At 63.4% G+C, this 17,460-nt stretch carries 13 protein-coding genes; 9 read left to right on the top strand and 4 right to left on the bottom strand.

Going from position 1 to position 17,460, the window contains the following annotated elements; translation table 11 throughout:
• Positions 1 to 73: 73 nt before the first annotated feature.
• Positions 74 to 7,309, bottom strand: a complete 7,236-nt coding sequence (locus OUZ45_RS14715; protein WP_266170878.1) for a putative Ig domain-containing protein — start codon at positions 7,307 to 7,309, stop codon at positions 74 to 76.
• Positions 7,310 to 7,644: 335 nt separating this feature from the next.
• On the opposite strand from OUZ45_RS14715, the gene OUZ45_RS14710 reads away from it, so the two are divergent.
• From OUZ45_RS14710 to OUZ45_RS14695, 4 genes are read left to right on the top strand one after another with little or no spacing between them, the layout of a single operon-like run.
• Positions 7,645 to 8,151, top strand: coding sequence for a phage tail protein (locus OUZ45_RS14710; protein ID WP_266170877.1), 507 nt, complete (start codon positions 7,645 to 7,647; stop codon positions 8,149 to 8,151).
• A gap of 18 nt (positions 8,152 to 8,169) precedes the next feature.
• Complete coding sequence (locus OUZ45_RS14705) at positions 8,170 to 8,700, top strand: phage tail protein (protein ID WP_266170876.1); 531 nt, start codon at positions 8,170 to 8,172, stop codon at positions 8,698 to 8,700.
• Positions 8,701 to 8,752: 52 nt separating this feature from the next.
• The gene (locus OUZ45_RS14700) at positions 8,753 to 9,289 is read left to right on the top strand and encodes a phage tail protein (RefSeq protein WP_266170875.1); all 537 of its coding nucleotides are present in this window, start codon (positions 8,753 to 8,755) and stop codon (positions 9,287 to 9,289) included.
• 8 nt (positions 9,290 to 9,297) lie between these two features.
• A complete protein-coding gene (locus tag OUZ45_RS14695) occupies positions 9,298 to 9,867 on the top strand; it encodes a GNAT family N-acetyltransferase (RefSeq protein ID WP_266170874.1) in 570 nt (189 codons plus the stop codon).
• A gap of 22 nt (positions 9,868 to 9,889) precedes the next feature.
• Here the strand turns inward: OUZ45_RS14695 and OUZ45_RS14690 are convergent, their stop codons facing one another.
• Entirely contained in the window at positions 9,890 to 10,192 is a 303-nt protein-coding gene (locus OUZ45_RS14690; protein WP_266170873.1) for a DUF6916 family protein, read from the bottom strand.
• Between the two features lie 325 nt (positions 10,193 to 10,517).
• On the opposite strand from OUZ45_RS14690, the gene OUZ45_RS14685 reads away from it, so the two are divergent.
• Entirely contained in the window at positions 10,518 to 11,867 is a 1,350-nt protein-coding gene (locus OUZ45_RS14685) for a hypothetical protein (protein WP_266170872.1), read from the top strand.
• A 47-nt stretch (positions 11,868 to 11,914) separates the two neighbouring features.
• On the opposite strand, the gene OUZ45_RS14680 is transcribed toward OUZ45_RS14685, so the two are convergent.
• Both OUZ45_RS14680 and OUZ45_RS14675 read right to left on the bottom strand, forming a co-directional pair.
• Positions 11,915 to 12,772 carry an NIPSNAP family protein gene (locus tag OUZ45_RS14680; protein WP_266170871.1) on the bottom strand — a complete coding sequence of 286 codons (858 nt, stop codon included), beginning with the start codon at positions 12,770 to 12,772 and terminating at the stop codon, positions 11,915 to 11,917.
• A gap of 37 nt (positions 12,773 to 12,809) precedes the next feature.
• Entirely contained in the window at positions 12,810 to 13,391 is a 582-nt protein-coding gene (locus tag OUZ45_RS14675) for a hypothetical protein (protein WP_266170870.1), read from the bottom strand.
• A gap of 202 nt (positions 13,392 to 13,593) precedes the next feature.
• Here OUZ45_RS14675 and OUZ45_RS14670 point away from each other — a divergent pair, with 202 nt between their 5' ends.
• From OUZ45_RS14670 to thrC, 4 genes are all read left to right on the top strand, one after another.
• A complete protein-coding gene (locus OUZ45_RS14670; RefSeq protein WP_266170869.1) occupies positions 13,594 to 13,752 on the top strand; it encodes a hypothetical protein in 159 nt (52 codons plus the stop codon).
• A gap of 144 nt (positions 13,753 to 13,896) precedes the next feature.
• Positions 13,897 to 15,003, top strand: coding sequence for a homoserine dehydrogenase family protein (locus tag OUZ45_RS14665; protein ID WP_266170923.1), 1,107 nt, complete (start codon positions 13,897 to 13,899; stop codon positions 15,001 to 15,003).
• Positions 15,000 to 15,980, top strand: coding sequence for a homoserine kinase (locus OUZ45_RS14660; RefSeq protein ID WP_266170868.1), 981 nt, complete (start codon positions 15,000 to 15,002; stop codon positions 15,978 to 15,980). The genes OUZ45_RS14665 and OUZ45_RS14660 overlap by 4 nt, the downstream gene beginning before the upstream one ends.
• Positions 15,977 to 17,311 carry a threonine synthase gene (thrC, locus tag OUZ45_RS14655; protein ID WP_266170867.1) on the top strand — a complete coding sequence of 445 codons (1,335 nt, stop codon included), beginning with the start codon at positions 15,977 to 15,979 and terminating at the stop codon, positions 17,309 to 17,311. The genes OUZ45_RS14660 and thrC overlap by 4 nt, the downstream gene beginning before the upstream one ends.
• The last annotated feature ends 149 nt before the right edge of the window (positions 17,312 to 17,460 follow it).

Raw genomic sequence — 17,460 nt, 5'->3', positions numbered from 1 at the left:
AGAGAGAAGCAAAGGCAAAGGCAGCAACGCCACACTCTTCTCTCACTCCTAACTCCTAACTCCTCACTGGCTCTTAGGGCTTGAACTTCTGCTCCACACCCAACAGGATCGACTGGTTGTCGTGGCTGCTGTTGTCCAGCAGGTTCTGGTACTCCACCCGCAGCATCAGCCCACGTAACGTCTGCAGCTGCAGACCCAAACCCAACAGGGTGTGGTTGCGCACCTGCTGATTGAGGGTGGCGTGATAGACCGGTCCGGTGAGCAGATCGGCATAGCGCATCGTCGCCTGGCCTGCTCCTTCGAAGTCGCGCTGGTACTCGATACGGAAGCGCGGCATCCACACACCGTAATCGCGCTTGATCACCCAGTCCCCACGCAGGCCCAGGCTACCGGTGCTGCTGTCCACGGTCTGGTGCTGATAGCTCAGTGCGTAGATCCCGCCGCCGTGTTCGGTGTAACCATCGAGCGTGGCGTGGGCCAGGTCCAGTCGCGCATACGGCGAGAGAACCCAGGTATCCCTGCGCCGTTCGTAGCCCACCGACAGCGAGCCGAACACCTGGTTGCCGTCGCGGCTGCCCTGCACCGTGCTGCCGTTGTCGGTGACGTAGCGGCGCGCGTCGAACGAAAGCCATTGATAGCCCGCCAGCGCGTCGATGTACGTAGCCTCGCTCGGACGATAACTGCCGTAGAAAGCGAAGTTGTAGCTGTCCACCGTGCTTCGGCTGCCGTGATGGCCGATGTCGGAGGCATCGTGGCCGTAACCAAGGCCGGCACCCAGCGCGAGTGTGGATGTGATCTGCTTGTCCGCACCGACGCTGATGCCCGAGGTGGTGAAGTCGATGCCGTTGGAACTGCCGCCGATTTCGCGGGAGCCGAAGTTCACCGCGCCGCCGGTCCAGACGGCGATGTCACCGGGTAGACCGCCACCGCCAGCCGTGCCGCCGGAGCGGTCAGCCGCCGGTGCATTCGGCTGCACCAAATAGCGCCGGCTCCACTCATCGTCCGCGCGCATGCCGAGCAACGGATCGCGATGTTGACGGTTACTGCCGGAGCTGAAGCTGAGACCGTTGCTGAAGCCGCTCTGCACTCCGCCGCTGTGCAAGCTTTCCAGACGCCGCTGGAAGTTGCCGATCTGCCCGGTGGCCATGCGCCGCGTAGCATCGGCCTGAGCCGCGAGAATGCCCAGGACTTCCGTATCGTGCGACGGATCGCTGCGCGCAGCGACGTCGACCGTGATCGTGCCGGGCAGTGACGTGGCGTAGGCATTGTTGAGCGTGAAACTGATCTGCGCCGCACCGCTGAAGGTGGGCGCTGCCGCAAAGCTCAGCATGTAGCCGGAACCGGTGTCATGCAGCGTCGCCGTGCCAGCCTGCGCAGGCGTAATCGACAACACGTTTCCGTCGGTGAACGGGCCGCCCTGCGCACCGCGGGTGAGGTCAACCTGCACCGAAGTACCAGCAACGGCATTGACGGTGAGCGAAGGCGCGACCGGCATCGGGTTCACCGTGACGGTGACGGTGGCCGGCGCCGACACACCGAACGCGTTCGCGATGGTGTAGGTGAAGCTCACCTTGCCGGAGGCGTTCGCAGGCGGCGTGTAGACGATGTCCGTGCCGCTGACGGTAGCCGTGCCCGTAGCCGGCTGCGCGGCCATCGCTACCACGGTGAACGGCGCACCGGTGGCACCGGCCGTGGCGTGGATCGTTACGGGTTTGCCCGCAAGTATCGTCACCGTCTGCGCACTCGCCACCGGTACGGCCAGCGGCGTCACCGTGATGCTCACCGTCGCCGGTGCCGACGTGCCACCGGGACCAGTCGCCGTATAGGTGAGCGTGTCGCTGCCGTAGTAGTTGGCGGTCGGCGTATAGATCACATTGAGGCCGCTGACGCTGGCTGTGCCATGCGTGGGTGCCTGGGCGATGGCGATGCTGGTGATCGGGCCGGTGTCGTTGGTCGTCACCGCCAAGGTCGCGGCGCTATTGGCCAGCGTACTCGCGTTGTCGTTGACCGCCACAGGCACGGGTTGGCCTACATTGACGGTAAAAGCGCGTGCGCCGGTGAAGTTCAGGCCATCCGTTGCCGTGACACTGAAGCTGTAGCTACCGGCCGCTGTCGGCGTACCCGCCAACAGACCACCTGCGCTGAGAGTGAGTCCCGACGGCAAGCTGCCCGCGCTCACCGTATAGGTGTAACTGCCATTGCCACCGCTGGCACTGAACTGCTGGCTGAAGGCAACGGCCACCTGGGTCGCGCTCAACGCACCCGGACTCACCGTGATACCCGGCGCATTGATGCTCAGCGTGTAGCTTCGCGTCGCACTGAACGGCGCACCCGCGCCGCCACTGCTGTCGGTTGCACGGATGGTGACGTTGAAGGTTCCCGATACCGTGGGCGTGCCCGATAGCGCACCGCTGCCGGCGTTCAACGTCAAGCCGGCCGGCAATGCGCCCGCGCTGACCGCGTAGGTGTACGGCGCAGTGCCGCCACTCGCGGTCACGGTTTGCGCATACGCACTTTCCGCCGTACCAGCCGGCAAGCTCGCTGTATTCACCACCACCGATGGTGCATTGACCGTCACGCTGTACGCCTTCGTGCCGGTGAAGCTCAAACCATCCGTTGCCGTAACACTGAAGCTGTAACTACCGGCTGCGGTCGGCGTACCCGCCAACAGACCGGCTGCGCTGAGAGTGAGCCCCGGCGGCAAGCTACCCGCGCTCACCGCATAGGTGTAACTGCCATTGCCGCCGCTGGCACTGAACGGCTGGCTGAAGGCAGCGGCCACCTGGACCGTGCTCAACGTGCCCGGACTCACCGTGATACCCGGGGCATTCACGCTCAGCGAGTAGCTGCGTGTGGCGCTAAAGGGCGCACCCGCGCCGCTGCTGCTGTCGGTTGCGCGAATGGTGACGTTGAAGGTTCCCGATACCGTGGGCGTGCCCGACAGTGCACCGCTGCTGGTGTTGAATGACAAGCCTGCTGGCAATGCGCCTGCACTGATCGCGTAGGTATACGGCGCAGTTCCGCCGCTGGCAGTCACCGTTTGCGTATACGCACTCTCCGCCGTTCCCGCCGGCAACGTCGATGGATTCACGACGATCGATGGCGCAATGACGGTCCCGCTGTACGCCTGCGTGCCGGTGAAGCTCAAACCATCCGTTGCCGTGACACTAAAGCTGTAACTACCAGCCGTGGTCGGCGTACCAGTCAGCAGACCGGCTGAACTCAGACTGGTCCCCGGCGGCAAGCTGCCCGCGCTCACCGCATAGGTGTAACTGCCATTGCCGCCGCTGGCACTCAACGGCTGGCTGAAGGCAGCGGCCACCTGGACCGTGCCCAACGTGCCCGGGCTCACCGTGATGCTGGGCGCGTTGACGGTCAGCGCGTAGCTTTGAGTGGCGTGGAAGGGCGCGCCAGTGCCGCTGCTGCTGTCGGTTGCGCGGATGGTGACGTTGAAAGGTCCCGATACGGTGGGTGTGCCCGACAGAGCGCCGTTGCTGGTGTTCAACGTCACACCTGCGGGCAACGCGCCAGCGCTGATCGCATAGGTGTAAGGCGCCGTCCCGCCGCTGGCGGTGACGGTTTGACTGTAAGCACTTTCGGCGGTCGCGGCCGGCAAGGTGGCAGGACTCAACACTACCGTCGCTGCGTTGACGGTCGCGCTGTATGTCTGCGAGCCGCTTGCGCCGTGCGCATCGGTAGCTTGCACCGTGATGCTGAAGGGGCCAGCCGCGGTGGGCGTGCCGCTGATCACACCGGCGCTGCTCAGGCTCAACCCTGCCGGCACCGCACCTGCAGAAACCGTATACGTGTACGGCGAAGCGCCACCACTCGCGGTGAGGGTTTGGCTATAGGCCGTACCCACGGTTGCGGCCGGCACGCTACCGGGCGCGATGGCGATCGTGGGCGCCGCAATGCTCAGCGTGTAGCTCCCAGGCACACTGAATGGCGCACTGGAACCTGTGCTGCTGTCCGTCGCCGTGATCGTGATCGGGAAATTGCCAGACTGGATCGGCGTGCCGGAAAGCGTGGCCGTCAACGCGTTCCACGTCACGCCGGTCGGCAAGGTGCCGCTCTCGGCGTACGTGTAGGGGCCTGTGCCGCCGCTCGCGGTGAACGTCTGCGTATACGCCTGTATGTAGGTGCCGCTGAGCGTCGATCCTCCCGGCGCAAGCGTCAGGGTGGGGTTGGCCACATTGAAGTTGTTGTAGCTGCGACTCCCCGTATACGGTCCCGTGCCGGTGCTGCTGTCCTGCGCCTGCACTGTAAAACTGTAGAGGCCCGCACCCGTCGGCGTACCTGAAAGCGTGCCGTCGGTCGCTAGGTTGAGGCCAGGTGGTAGCGCACCGGAGGCGATGGTGAACTTGTAAGTCGACGTACCGCCGCTGGCGTTGAGGCTTTGCGAATACGCCACGCCGTCGGTGCCGACAGGCAGCGTCGCCGGACCGACCGTGATGGTCGGTGCGGTCGTCGTCAACGTGTAGCTTTGGCTACCAGTATTGGTATTTACATCGGTGGCGGTCACGGTGAAGGAGAAATTGCCACCCGCTGTCGGCGTGCCGGACACCACACCGCCACTGCTCAACGCCAGACCGGCAGGCAGCGCCCCCGACGTCACGGCATAAGTGTAGGGACCGCTACCGCCGCTGGCCGTGATGCTCTGGCTGTAAGCCGCAGCCACCTGCCCGGCCGGCAGGCTGCCACTCGGGCTGAGCGTGATGGTCGGCGCGCTCACCGTCACCGAGTACGACCGCACGCCCGCATACGGCCCGCTGCCGGTACTCGAATCGGTCGCCGTGATGTCGAAGGTGTAGGTGCCGCTGGTTGTCGGGTGCCCGCTCAGCGCACCACCGCTGCTCAGCGACACGCCGGGTGGCAGCGCACCGCTGGTCACGCTGAAGGTGTAGGGCGTCGTGCCGCCGGAGCTGCTCACTACCTGGTTATAGGCGACGTGCAATGTGGCCGCAGGCAGCGTCGCCGGAGCGACCGTGATGGTCGGTGCGGCTGTGGTCAACGTGTAGCTCTGGCTGCCGGTATTGGTGTTTGCATCGGTAGCGGTCACGGTGAAAGAGAACGGGCCGCCCGCCGTCGGCGTGCCGGACACGATACCGCCACTGCTCAACGCCAGACCGGCAGGCAACGCTCCTGACGTCACGGCATAGGTGTAGGGACCGCTACCGCCACTGGCCGTGATGCTCTGACCGTAGGCCGCAGCCACCTGCCCTGCCGGCAGGCTGCCGCTCGGGCTGAGCGTGATAGTCGGCGCGCTCACCGTCACCGAATACGACTGCACGCCCGCATACGGACCGCTGCCGGTACTCGAATCCGTCGCTGTGATGTCGAAGTTGTAGGTGCCGTTGGTCGTCGGATGGCCGCTTAAAACACCTCCACTGCTCAGCGACACGCCGGGCGGCAGCGCGCCGCTGGTCACGCTGAAGATGTAAGGCGTCGTGCCGCCGGAGCCGCTCACCGTCTGGCTATAGGCGGCATGCAACGTGGCCGCGGGCAGCGTGCCCGGCGCTACCGCTACGGTCGGCGCACTGATGATCAGCGAATACGATTGTGTGCCTGTGCCGCTCTGTGAGTCCGTCACGGTGACCGTGACAGGAAACGTGCCGCCCGCCGTCGGCGTGCCGGATACCACGCCGGCGCTGCTCAAACTCAACCCGGCAGGCAAGCTGCCCGCCGTCACGGCAAAGGTATAGGGACCAACGCCTCCACTGACAGCAATGGTCTGGCTGTAGGCCGTGCCGACCGTGCCTGCTGGCAGCGAGCTCGTCGTGATGACCGGCGGAGAAGCATGAACGGTCAGCGAGTAGCTGCGAGTGCCCGTGTAGGGACCGGCGCTGGCACTGCTGTCCGTTGCGGTGACCTGGAAGGTAAACGTGCCATACACCGTAGATGTGCCGCTGAGCACACCGGCGCTGGACAACGACAAGCCCGCCGGCAAGGCACCGGAGGTCACGGCATACGTATACGTTGATGTGCCGCCGCTGGCGGTCACCGCCTGCGAATAAGCGCTGTTTTGCGTCGCCGCCGGCAACGTCGCCGGTGCCAGAACGATAGTCGGCGCCGTCATCGTCAAGGCATACGCCTGCGAACCCGTGCTGGCGCCTGCATCATGCGCGCTGATCGTGAAGTTGAACGGACCGCCGCCGGTGGGTGTACCGGTCAGCGCTCCGGTGGATGTGTTGAAGGTAAGGCCGGGTGGCAGGCTGCCTGCAGAGACGCTGTACGTATACGGCGCGGTGCCACCACTGGCGGTAACTGTCGTGCTGTACGCCACGCCAACCTGGCCATTGCTCAAGCTGGTCGGCGATAACGTCAGGGGCGGTGGCGCCAGCACGGTGAGGGAGTAAGCGCGATCGTTGAAATAGGGGCCAGTCCCCCCGTGGGCAGGATCCAAACTGCTATCGGTGGCTTTAATGGTGAAGTTGTACGTACCCTGCGTGGTGGGCGTACCCGAGAACACACCGCTGGCATTCATGCTCAGCCCTGGCGGAAGCGATCCCAGTCCCGGTTCCAAGCTATAGCTATACGGAGCCGTACCTCCGCTGGCACTCAATGTCTGGTTGTACGGTGCGCCTTGCACTGGATTGGGCAAAGCGCTCGGCGTGATGGTGGGAACAGGTACGGTGATTGAGTAGCTCTTGTCCGCCGCTGCGCTCGCCGCATCGACGACATGCACGGAAATCGTGGAGGTGCCCGCCGTCTTTGGAGTGCCGGAGATCACGTTGCCGGTCATGGTCAGGCCGGACGGCAAGCTCGCGTTGCCGCTGGTCAGCGTAAACGTGTACGGCGATGTACCGCCGGAAGCGCTGAGCGACGCGGTGTAGAACGTTCCCACGTTGGGCGTCGGCAAGGTCGCTGGGCTGACGGTGATCGGCGAGACGGGCCCGATGGCAACGGTGACGGTAATCGGAACACCGTTGCTGTCGAGGAAAGCAAAGCTGTCGCTGGTTACGCCGTCGCCATTGTTTACATAGGTGACGATGTCGGTACTGCTATCCGTAGAAGCACTGCCGTGCAACGGTGTCGTCGAGACAAGACCGATACCGCCAAGACCCGTACCCGGAGACGAATCGCAACTGACCGCGTTAATCGTGATCGTTCCACCCGATGCCATGGGCGACGTCGACGGTGTGGTATGCGAGTCGGGGACGCTGAAATTTGGACAGAGCGCCGCCGCGTATGCGGACGATGTCCATAGCATCATGAGACAAAGCAAGGCGAAGGCACCGAGTCGGTGCATCCAGCCCGAATGACGCCCAAGCCGCACCGAAGCGCGATCCTTCCCCTGTCGAAACTGCATGTCCGTCCCCTTGGCCCCGCATCGACTTCAAAGTCAATCGCTCACGAACAAACGCCGCCACCTGGCGACGGTTTGGAACATGGAACCCCTGCTACGTAACCCTTAGCTTGGCCGTCCGAACGGCCATGAACGAAAAACGGATAGTTTTCGTAAGCGGCCGAAGAGATCTTCCCCCCTCGGCATCGACGGAATCGTCGTTACAACGTGCTTTACATCGCGATCAGCGATCAAACATAGTAGCTCGTCACAAATTGCACTTGTCAAGCCAGGGTGACTTGGGCGAGAGTGCGCCTCGCATGTCGGCCAGGGGGGCGCGACATCTTCCAGGGGGAAACATGGCATCGATATTTCTCGGGCAGATCATGCTCACGCCATTCGGTTTCGCGCCAAAAGGCATGGCCCGATGTGACGGCGCGACTCTTGCTATCAGCCAGAACCAGGCGTTGTTCTCGTTGCTTGGGACGACCTACGGTGGCAACGGCACAACCAACTTCGTGCTGCCCGACCTGCGAGGACGCACTCCGCTCGGATTCGGCGACGCCAATGTCCTTGGCGAAGTGGCCGGCGTAGAGTCCGTCACGCTGATTTCGAGCGAGATACCGCTGCACACGCATCAGGCCAATGCGAGTACCGACGCAGGCAGTGCGCGTAATCCAACCAGCGGTTTGTATGGCAAATCGGGCACCGAATCCATCTACGGCTCCTCCGGCGGCGCCCAGGTCGTGCTCAACCCGGCCACGCTGGATGGGGGCGGCCAGAATCAGCCGCACACAAACATGCAGCCCTATCTGGTACTCAATTTCTGCATCGCGCTGAACGGCATCTATCCGTCGCGCAACTGACGCCACCGGAGCATTCCCATGAGCCAACCGTATCTCGGAGAAATCCGGCTTTTGTCGTACACATTTGCGCCAGTCGGCTGGGCCGACTGCGACGGCTCGTATCTCAGCATTGCGGATAACGACGCGCTTTTTCAGCTGCTCGGCACCACGTTTGGCGGGGATGGCGTGACCACGTTCTGCCTGCCTGATTTACGTGGCCGCCTGCCACTGCATCAGGGCCAGGGCCAAGGTCTTACCAACCGCTTACTGGGTGAAAGGAGTGGCGTCGAAGCGGTGTCATTGACCGCCGGCCAGTTGCCAGCGCATTTGCATTCGTTCTCCGCTACCAGCGACACAGCTAGCAGCGTCACGCCAGGCAGCAGCGTGCAGCTGGGCGGCTTGTCCGGCGACTACATGTACACCAGCGACATCAGCGGCCGCGCCAGCGAATCTCCCGCGTCGACCATGATCTCGCCGACTGGCGGCAGCCAACCGCACGACAACACGATGCCGACTCTGACGGTGCGCTTTTGCATAGCAACTCAGGGCATCTTTCCGTCACAGGCTTGACGATGCGCCGCAACGCTTCGCGGAGCGTTCCGTAGCAACAGGGGATCACATCATGACTACACCGTTCCTAGGCGAAATCCAGCTGTTCGGTTTCAACTTTGCCCCCTTTAGATGGGCGCAGTGCAGTGGACAGCTGATGCCCATCTCACAGAACACGGCCTTGTTTTCGCTGCTCGGCACAAATTTTGGCGGCAACGGCCAGTCCAACTTCGCCCTGCCGAATTTCCAGGGCAACGTGCCCTGTTCACAGGGACAGGCTCCCGGATTGAGCCCTCGCGATGTGGGCGAGATATTTGGCACGACCACGGTCTCGTTGAATAGCCAAGAGATGGCCGCGCACAACCACAATATGCACATCTTCGGTCAACCTGATGCGACCAAACGCCATGGTATTCCGCTCAGTGGCGATGCCGTACTGATACCCGGCCACGACGGCCCGTTCACCACGAGCGCCACGTCGAACACCACTTTTCCGGCCGCGATGACGGGGCCCGGCGGCGGCAGCGGCCTACCGCATGAAAATCAGCAGCCGTATCTTGCCGTCAACTTCTGCATTGCGCTTGCCGGAATATTCCCAGCACGGTCTTGAAGGCTGCCATGTTGGCGACGTTGACGCTTCCGCCGAGCCAGACATCGGCAATCCGCCTGCCCCCGCATCTGCAGGCAGGCGGTTTTTCGGCAAGGGCGGCATGCGATGCGGATATTCCCTTCATGCGCGAGCTGTATGGCGAGCTGCGTGCGGGAGAACTGGAAGCGCTTCTCTGGCCGAAGTCGGCCAAGTGGGCGTTTCTGGATTATCAGTTCGCCCTGCAGCACCGGCATTACGTCAGTTACTACGCACCCGGCGACTTCCTGCTGATCGAACACAGGGAGACGCCCATCGGCCGTCTCTATGTGCACCACGGGAAACCGGACTTCGTGCTGGTCGACATCGCCTTGATGCCCCCATGGCGTGGCAAGGGCATTGGCACGGCATTGATCCGTGCCGCGCAAGACACCGCACAACAAGCATCGGCGCGCGGCCTCATCCTGCAAGTCGAGCAACGCAATATCGCAGCGCGCCGACTCTATGAGCGAATGGGCTTCACCCTCACCGGCGAAAGCGACGGCCAACGCTTCGAAATGGTTTGGCCGTGCTGTGCGGAGAGCATCGAAGGGCTCGGTTGAGAAGTACTCAATTGAGAAATACTCAGTTGAACAGGGCCTGGTAGATGAAACCCTGCTTGTCGCGTGCGATGGGCACTAGAAAAATCCCGAACTCACCCAGCGCATCATGCGTCATCGGATAGATCTTCTGCGGAAACACGATCGCCGATTCATTGCGAAACAGCAGCGAAAACGGAGCGCGCATCATGCCTGGAATCATGCGTTCGTCCTTCGACATCGGCCTGGCCTCGACCAGCACGAACGGTGTTCGACCGTCGCCTTCGATGGACACCATGAAGGTCTCGTTGAGATGTGCGGCAAACTGCTCCAGGGTGAATAACTTCATTACGTTGCCGCCTTTGCTGTATCTGCCTTGCAGGTATGGGATCGCACTCGCGTGGAATGCGGGCTTGTCGTTGCGTGTGAAAACATGTCGTCGCCCCTTTTCCGTCACACTTCATGCGCGGACCCCGCGAGACTTTACCGCGGCCGCGCAAGGACGGGCGCCTTAGAGTGACAAGTCAGTCATTCTGCCCACAAATTCCGGCGATGCACATCGCTGGTCGATCGGCACGAAGCCGGTCCGGGGCTCTCTTTAGTTAGCCGGACACACGTTACACGTTGGCGCTATGCCAGCGTGAGGGGATCAACGCATTACATAGGGGTAGATCATGCGTTTCGTACGAGGCAAAACCATGGGCGCCGTCGCGGTGCTCATGTTGTTCACAGGAGCGGTCAGCGCGGGTACGTTTCCGGATTTCGGCTATGCACCGCCGTCGACCTACAAGGGCGCGCCATTCCGCCTTAGCCAGGATTATCCGAAGCAGCTGCCCCAGGCCCCGCTGCCGGCTTTCTTCAAGCTGCTGCCAAGCCCGCTCAGCAACGACTTCGAGAAATGGCGCCCTTACGCCGAGGCCGCAAAGAAATACTGCCTTGAAGGCAATGTGGACAACGACTGGGTCGTGCAAAAGAACCCTGTTCGCCATTGGTATCACGCACCGTGGCAACACTACGGACCGCTGGGTCGCGAAGGCATTCACGGCCTGACCAAAGAAGCGCAGATCCAGATCAAGCAGCTGGCGCCGACGCAGACCAGCACGGGTCAAACCTATGCGGTTGGCGTCTACAACGATATCGGCGGCTTTACCTTTGGCGAGGTCTGGAAGAATCCGCAGGACCCGAACCCGTCCTTCACCTCCAAGCCCAACAGCTTTCATGACGGCACGGTGGTCTGCAAACCATTGTTTGCGGACGTGGACCTCCAGCAGGTGCCGTTCCTGGTGAACCCGGTGCTGTGGCAGGCGTACATCACCGACACCTTCAGTTCGGCCAATCGCAGCATCAAGAATGTGGCGCTGATCCAGATGGATTTCGCCGTGCGCGACTCGCGCGTTCCCGGCACCGGCTGGATCTTCGGTACGTTCCAGTACAACGGCGCGATGACCGGCAAACCGAGCTGGGACAACCTGGTGCCGGTGGGTGTGCAGTTTGGCAATGATCCGGAAGACAACGGCGACAGCTACACCAACAAGCAGCCGACCGTTACCAAGATCAACCCCAATCTCAAGCAGACGGCCATCAACGCCAACACCAAGGAATTGCCGCCCACGCATCTTGGATGGAACGGGCGCCTGGACGGCCCCGTGGACAACCCCATCAGCGCCTGCCTGAGCTGTCACATGACGGCGGAGAGCCCGCAGCTCGCGCCGATGAACCCCACCTTCCAGGCTCCCGACAAAGTGCCGCCGATGGGCTCGAAGGAGTGGATGCGCTGGTTCCAGAACGAGGAAGCTGGCGTGCCGTTCAGCCCGCTTGCGCAAAGCACGGACTTCAGTCTGCAGCTCGCTGGCGGCATCGCCAACTTCTACGAGTGGAAGTGCGAACAGGGCGGCGTGTTCCTCGATAGCGCCAATGCCTGCCAGCAGGCAAAGGGGCTGAGACTGAAGCTCATGAAGTCCAACACACCACCGGAGAAGGTCTACAAGATTCTGCGCGACCCGGTGCTGGAAGAACTGCATTGATCGAACGCACGGGCGGGGAACCACCCCGCCCGTGCAAGATCGATCTCTCACGGTGCCGGTGGACTTGCCTCCCGCCAGCGCAGGCGCGAGCGCGGCGTGGGGTTCATCACCACACGCTCGGTCTCGCCACGCAGCAAATCCGTGCCGGCGAGCGACTGTTCGACAGCTTTCATGACGGGTGCGATTTTCGCATCCAGCGTCGCGTTGTCCCTCACCACACCCACCCAGACCAGCCATGGCCCATCCGTGCGAATGGGCAGCTGCGGGAAATTGTTGGGCACATCCAGCGTCACCAACACGCCGGCCTCATGCACGCCGTCGATGTGATAGCGGGAGAACGCGGTTTCCGCCTGTTTCGCAAACGCTTCTTCGCTGCCTTTCTTCACCGCGAAGATCTGCATCACCACCACGCCCTGTGCACCTTTGTCTTCATCGACCGGATCGATGGCAGGCAGCACGGTGATGCCCTGCTCGGCATGCAACGGGCGCATCAGCATCACATTGTCGCTGTCGGGCAGGATCGCGTTGACCTTGCTGCGGTGCTCTTTCCACAGCGGCCCGTAATAGAACGCGGCGTTGACGATGGGGCGCGCGCTCAGATCCTTGTATCCGCGCAGCCACGTGAAGTGGTTCGGGTTGTCGCGCTCGAGGAACTGCCCGAACACCATCGCGCCGAGTTGCTCGAAGGCCTCCGGGAAATAGGTATCGAAGTACTTGGCGAAGCGTGCGCGTGCGCCGTCCGAGGTGGTGTAGCGGCGTAGCTCGATGACCTGGAATTCCTGCAAGTGCTTCACGCTCTCGGCCATGGGAGCGGGCGCGCTGGGTTGTGCTTCATGCGCCATAGCGGTTGTGCAAGTAATGGCCGATGCGAGAGCACCCACCAGCAAACGTTCGAAGTGATTCATGAATAGCCTTTGATTTGAAGATGAAGACAGCGGTGCATCAGCGCGTAAAGTCCATGAACCAGTTGGTTTCCCAGGACTTGCCGCCATCCGGCGAGAAGGCCTGCTCCCAGGTCACGTGATTCGCGCCAAGCCGCTTCCAGCGGGTGCGCACGGTGATCGGCTTGCCCTCATAGGTATCGGAGCCTTCGAACAGACCGATGTCACCGGTGAACCCGCCCGTGACGGGCGGTTGCAGGACGCCGGGAGCGCCGTGGTTGTCCGCCCAGTACTCGTTCCACTGGTGCGTCTGCGCGTTGTAGAGCTGGAACGAAATGCCGACGAAGTCCTTCCAGTGATCGGTGCGGTAGTGCTCCTCGTTGCCGATGTTGCCCGGCAGGGCAGCGAACTCGTCGGTGGCGTCGAACTCCACCCACTCCTTCGAGCCAACCAGGCGCTTGGCCAGCTGGCGGTTGTGCACGTGCCATGGGCCACCATGGAGAAAGTCCAAATCCTTGGAACCGTCGTGCGCGACGCTGCCGGCCATCTCTTTCACCAGGGGCGAGGAGGCACGCAAAGGCGTGGGCAACGCCAACGGAACCACGAAAACGGCAGCGGCGAGAAAGAGCGGTCTGATCGTCATGGCAGTACCTTGATGGAGGTGTTGTGGATGCGGCGGAGAGCCCCCTCCACGCCGTGCCAGCCAAGGTAAATGCCATATAGGGCGCCATTCGCCCTGATTAATTTCACCCCTTGAATGACTCCCGGCGGGCAGGCGCCATGCCCGACAAAGTTTCAAATAAACCTGTTGACTGCAGCGCAGCATGGCTCGTATGGTCGGCCACATGTCGCCGCTATCCCAGCCAGCACGCATGCACCACGCCCCGGTTTGCACCGGGCGCATGCCGCTGAGCGCCGGCGTCATGTCCGCAACCATGTCCGCCACGACGATTACCACCGGTACCGGTACCACCGGCTACGGGTGGGTGTCCGCGCGCGAGTAACATCACACGCAACGGCCCCGCCCTCGATGAGGCGGGCCGGCACACACCGAACCGCCAGCGAGACGGGGCTCCACCCAGGAGACCACCGTGAACGCTCTTGCCCCGCAACTCGAACAGGCTCAGCAGGAGCCGCCCAAACATCCGCTGCTTGAACGGGCGCTGCCGACGACCACTCCACGACGCCGTACGCTGGCCGTGGGTCTGATCGGCCCCGGTCGTGTCGGCAGCGCCCTGCTCACTCAACTGCGTGCGGCGCAAGGACGCCTGGCGGCGGGGGGACTCGAACTGAAGCTGTGCGGCGTGGCCGCCAGCAAGCGCATGTGGCTGGACTGCGACGATCCGGAACTCAACTACCGTTGTGATCGCGCCCAGACCTGGCGCCCTACCGACCTGCAGCAATTCGCCGCGCATGTTCGCGGCGATGACCACCGCCATGCTTTGCTGATCGATTGCAGTGCCAATGACTTCGTCGCCTCGCACTACGCCGACTGGCTCGCCGAAGGTGTGCACGTGGTGACACCCAACAAACTCGCTGGCAGCGGCCCATTGCAGCGCTGGGAAGCCATTCGCGCAGCCTGTCGCGCCGGCATGCGCTTCCGCTACGAAGCCACGGTATGCGCGGGCTTGCCGGTGGTGCAGACATTGCGCGACCTGCTCGATACCGGCGACGAACTGCTCGCCGTCGATGGCATGTTCTCCGGCACGCTGGCCTGGCTGTGCAATCGCCATGACGGCAGCCAGCCGTTCTCTACCCTGGTGCGCGAGGCGCACGCGCTGAGCTATACCGAACCGGACCCGCGCGACGACCTCTCCGGCATGGATGTGGCGCGCAAGCTGGTGATCCTCGCGCGCGAAGCGGGCTGGGCCTTGTCGCTGGACGATGTCGAGGTGCAGAGCCTGGTCCCGGCCGAACTCGCCGCGCTGTCCATCGACGATTTCATGACCCAACTCGCTCAGCTCGACACACCGATGGCTGCGCAACTGGCCACGGCCCGCGCACAAAACGGTGTGCTGCGCCATGTCGCCAGCCTCGACCGCCAGGGCCGCGCTAGCGTGAAATTGGCCGTACTGCCCGCATCTCATCCGTTCGCCCATACGCGGTTGACCGACAACGTGGTCCAATTCACCACGCGCCGTTACCACGATAATCCGCTGCTGGTGCAGGGGCCGGGCGCCGGGCCGGAGGTAACGGCAGCCGGTGTATTCGGCGATCTACTGCGCATTGCCGAATCGCTGGAGGCGCGCGCATGAATGCTCAATGGGTGGAACCGATGTCTGTCGTACCGCAACGCGCTCTCTCAGCTCACGCTCTATCACCTGCCAGTGTCGGCAACGTCGGTATCGGCTTCGACATTCTTGGCCATAGCGTCGCCGGTGCCGGCGATCGCGCCGAAGTGCGCCGCATCGAAGAGCCTGTCGTGCGCATCGCGGCCATCGACGGTTGCGTGGATGCGCTGCCGATGGACGCCGGCCAGAACACCGCTGGCGTCGCGCTGATGGCGCTGCGCAAGGCGCTCGGCCTGCGGCATGGTTTCGAGCTAGTGCTGCACAAAGGCATCGCGTTGGGTTCAGGCATGGGCGGCTCGGCCGCGTCCTGCGTGGCCGCGCTGGTGGCGGCCAATGCGCTGTTGGAACGGCCCCTGCCCGCCGAATCGCTGTACGGCTTTGCGCTGGAAGGCGAAGCCGTCGCCAGCGGCGGACGCCATGGCGACAATGTCGGCCCCATGCTGCTCGGCGGCCTGGTGCTCGCCACGCGCGATCGCCTGGTGCGTGTACCGGTGCCGGGACATTGGCATTGCGCGCTGGTCCATCCGCACATGGTGCTCGAGACACGCAAGGCACGCGCGGCCCTGGCTGGCGACTACCCACTCGGCGAGTTCGTTGCGCAAAGCGCCAACCTGGCGCTGGTACTGGCGGGCTGCTATCGCGGTGAAGCCGCGCTGGTGCGCGACGGTCTGAAGGATGTGCTGGTGGAACCGCGCCGCGCGCCGCTGATCCCGAACTTCGGCCGCGTGAAACAAGCCGCGATGGATCACCATGCCTTGGGAGCCAGCATTTCCGGCGCCGGTCCTAGCGTGTTCGGCTGGTTCGAGCAGCGCGACGAAGCACTGAAGGCTTCGGCCGCCATGTCCGCCGCCTTCGCCGAAGCCGGCCTGGCCAGCGATGTGCTGGTGTCGCCGATCAATGGCCCGGCCGCCGCGCTGGTCGACGCCGAGAGGAAGGCATGAGCGAACCGCTGCTTTATCACAGCACCCGTGGCGTAACGTCCGGCGCACGCATCGACGAAGTAATCGCCGCCGGACTCGCGCCGGACGGTGGTCTCTACGTGCCGGAAGCCTTGCCTCGACTCGATCTGGCCGCGTTCGATCCGCACGGCAGCCTGGCCGATACCGCCTCGTGCCTGCTGATGCCGTTCTTCGCCGGCCATGCCTTGGCCGACGAATTGCCGGCGATATGCGCGGAGGCGTTCACCTTCAACGCGCCGCTGCGCCCGCTGCCGCACCATCCGGGCGCGTCGATGCTTGAGCTGTTCCATGGCCCCAGCGCGGCGTTCAAGGATTTCGGCGCGCGCTTTCTGGCGAGCTGTTTCCGCCGCCTGCATCGCAAGGATCCTCGACCACTGACCATCCTCGTCGCCACCTCCGGCGACACCGGCGCCGCCGTGGCCGCGGCCTTCCATCGCCAACCCGGCGTGCAAGTCGTCATCCTCTATCCCGACGGCCTGGTCTCACCGCGCCAGGCGCATCAGCTCGGTTGCTTCGGCGAGAACGTGCAGGCGCTGCGCGTGTCGGGCCGCTTCGACGATTGCCAGCGCATGGTGAAAGCCGCGCTCAATGACGCCGCACTGCAGGCGCAGCGACCACTCTCTTCCGCCAACAGCATCAGCCTCGGCCGCCTGCTGCCGCAGATGGCCTATTACGCCCACGCCGCGCTGCGCTGGCACCATGAGCATCACCGTCCGCTGAACTTCATCGTGCCCACCGGCAATCTCGGCAACGCACTTGCCTGCTTGTGGGTGCGCGAGATGGGCCTGCCAGTCGGCCAGGTGGAGCTGACCTGCAATGCCAACGAGACCTTGAGCGACTACTTCGCCGGTGCGCCATACACGCCACGTGCCGCTGTCGCCACACTCGCCAACGCGATGGATGTGGGGGCACCGAGCAACTTCGAACGCCTGCGCTGGACCTTTCCTCACGACGCCGATTTACGCCGCCAGGTACACGCGCATAGCGTGGACGACGCCACCATTCGCGACACCGTGTTGTTCCACGCCGCCGATCATCACGAGGTGTTCTGCCCGCACACCGCTACCGCCATGCATCGACTCGATCAGTTGAAAGGTGCGCAAGATGCTTGGACCGTGGTCGCCACAGCTCATCCAGCCAAGTTCGAAAGCGTGATCGAGCCACTGCTCGGCCGGCCCGTGCCGGTGCCGTCCGCGTTGGCAGCGATGCTTAATCGATCCGCGCAGGCGGAGCCGCTGGAGGCGAGTGACGAAGCGTTGAAGCGGTGGCTGCTCGATTCGGGTGAAAGCATTGAAGCAAGGCGTGCGAGCTGAAATTCCCCTTTCCCAGGGGCTAAACGCGGCTCCCTCCCTTGTTTGCGACGCAAAGCTAGTCCCGTGGGACAGGGGAGGATTGGGGAGGGGTGAGCACTTGAGAAAGCGCTTCGGGAAAGGTTTTCGCAAGGGCTCACCCCCTCCCAACC

Origin of the sequence: Dyella subtropica (genome assembly GCF_026283965.1) — a bacterium.
Taxonomy (GTDB): Bacteria; Pseudomonadota; Gammaproteobacteria; order Xanthomonadales; family Rhodanobacteraceae; genus Dyella_D; species Dyella_D subtropica.
The sequence above is the reverse complement of the archived record's forward strand: the minus strand, read 5'-3'. Positions and strand labels throughout refer to the sequence as shown.

Excerpts from the sequence above, each read along its gene's own strand:
- thrC (WP_266170867.1), top strand. The coding sequence starts at position 15,977 with ATGAGCGAACCGCTGCTTTATCACAGCACCCGTGGCGTAACGTCCGGC.
- OUZ45_RS14675 (WP_266170870.1), bottom strand. The coding sequence starts at position 13,391 with ATGACGATCAGACCGCTCTTTCTCGCCGCTGCCGTTTTCGTGGTTCCG.
- OUZ45_RS14680 (WP_266170871.1), bottom strand. The coding sequence starts at position 12,772 with ATGAATCACTTCGAACGTTTGCTGGTGGGTGCTCTCGCATCGGCCATT.
- OUZ45_RS14670 (WP_266170869.1), top strand. The coding sequence starts at position 13,594 with ATGTCGCCGCTATCCCAGCCAGCACGCATGCACCACGCCCCGGTTTGC.
- OUZ45_RS14715 (WP_266170878.1), bottom strand. The coding sequence starts at position 7,309 with ATGCAGTTTCGACAGGGGAAGGATCGCGCTTCGGTGCGGCTTGGGCGT.
- OUZ45_RS14695 (WP_266170874.1), top strand. The coding sequence starts at position 9,298 with ATGTTGGCGACGTTGACGCTTCCGCCGAGCCAGACATCGGCAATCCGC.
- OUZ45_RS14690 (WP_266170873.1), bottom strand. The coding sequence starts at position 10,192 with ATGAAGTTATTCACCCTGGAGCAGTTTGCCGCACATCTCAACGAGACC.
- OUZ45_RS14660 (WP_266170868.1), top strand. The coding sequence starts at position 15,000 with ATGAATGCTCAATGGGTGGAACCGATGTCTGTCGTACCGCAACGCGCT.
- OUZ45_RS14700 (WP_266170875.1), top strand. The coding sequence starts at position 8,753 with ATGACTACACCGTTCCTAGGCGAAATCCAGCTGTTCGGTTTCAACTTT.
- OUZ45_RS14705 (WP_266170876.1), top strand. The coding sequence starts at position 8,170 with ATGAGCCAACCGTATCTCGGAGAAATCCGGCTTTTGTCGTACACATTT.
- OUZ45_RS14685 (WP_266170872.1), top strand. The coding sequence starts at position 10,518 with ATGCGTTTCGTACGAGGCAAAACCATGGGCGCCGTCGCGGTGCTCATG.
- OUZ45_RS14710 (WP_266170877.1), top strand. The coding sequence starts at position 7,645 with ATGGCATCGATATTTCTCGGGCAGATCATGCTCACGCCATTCGGTTTC.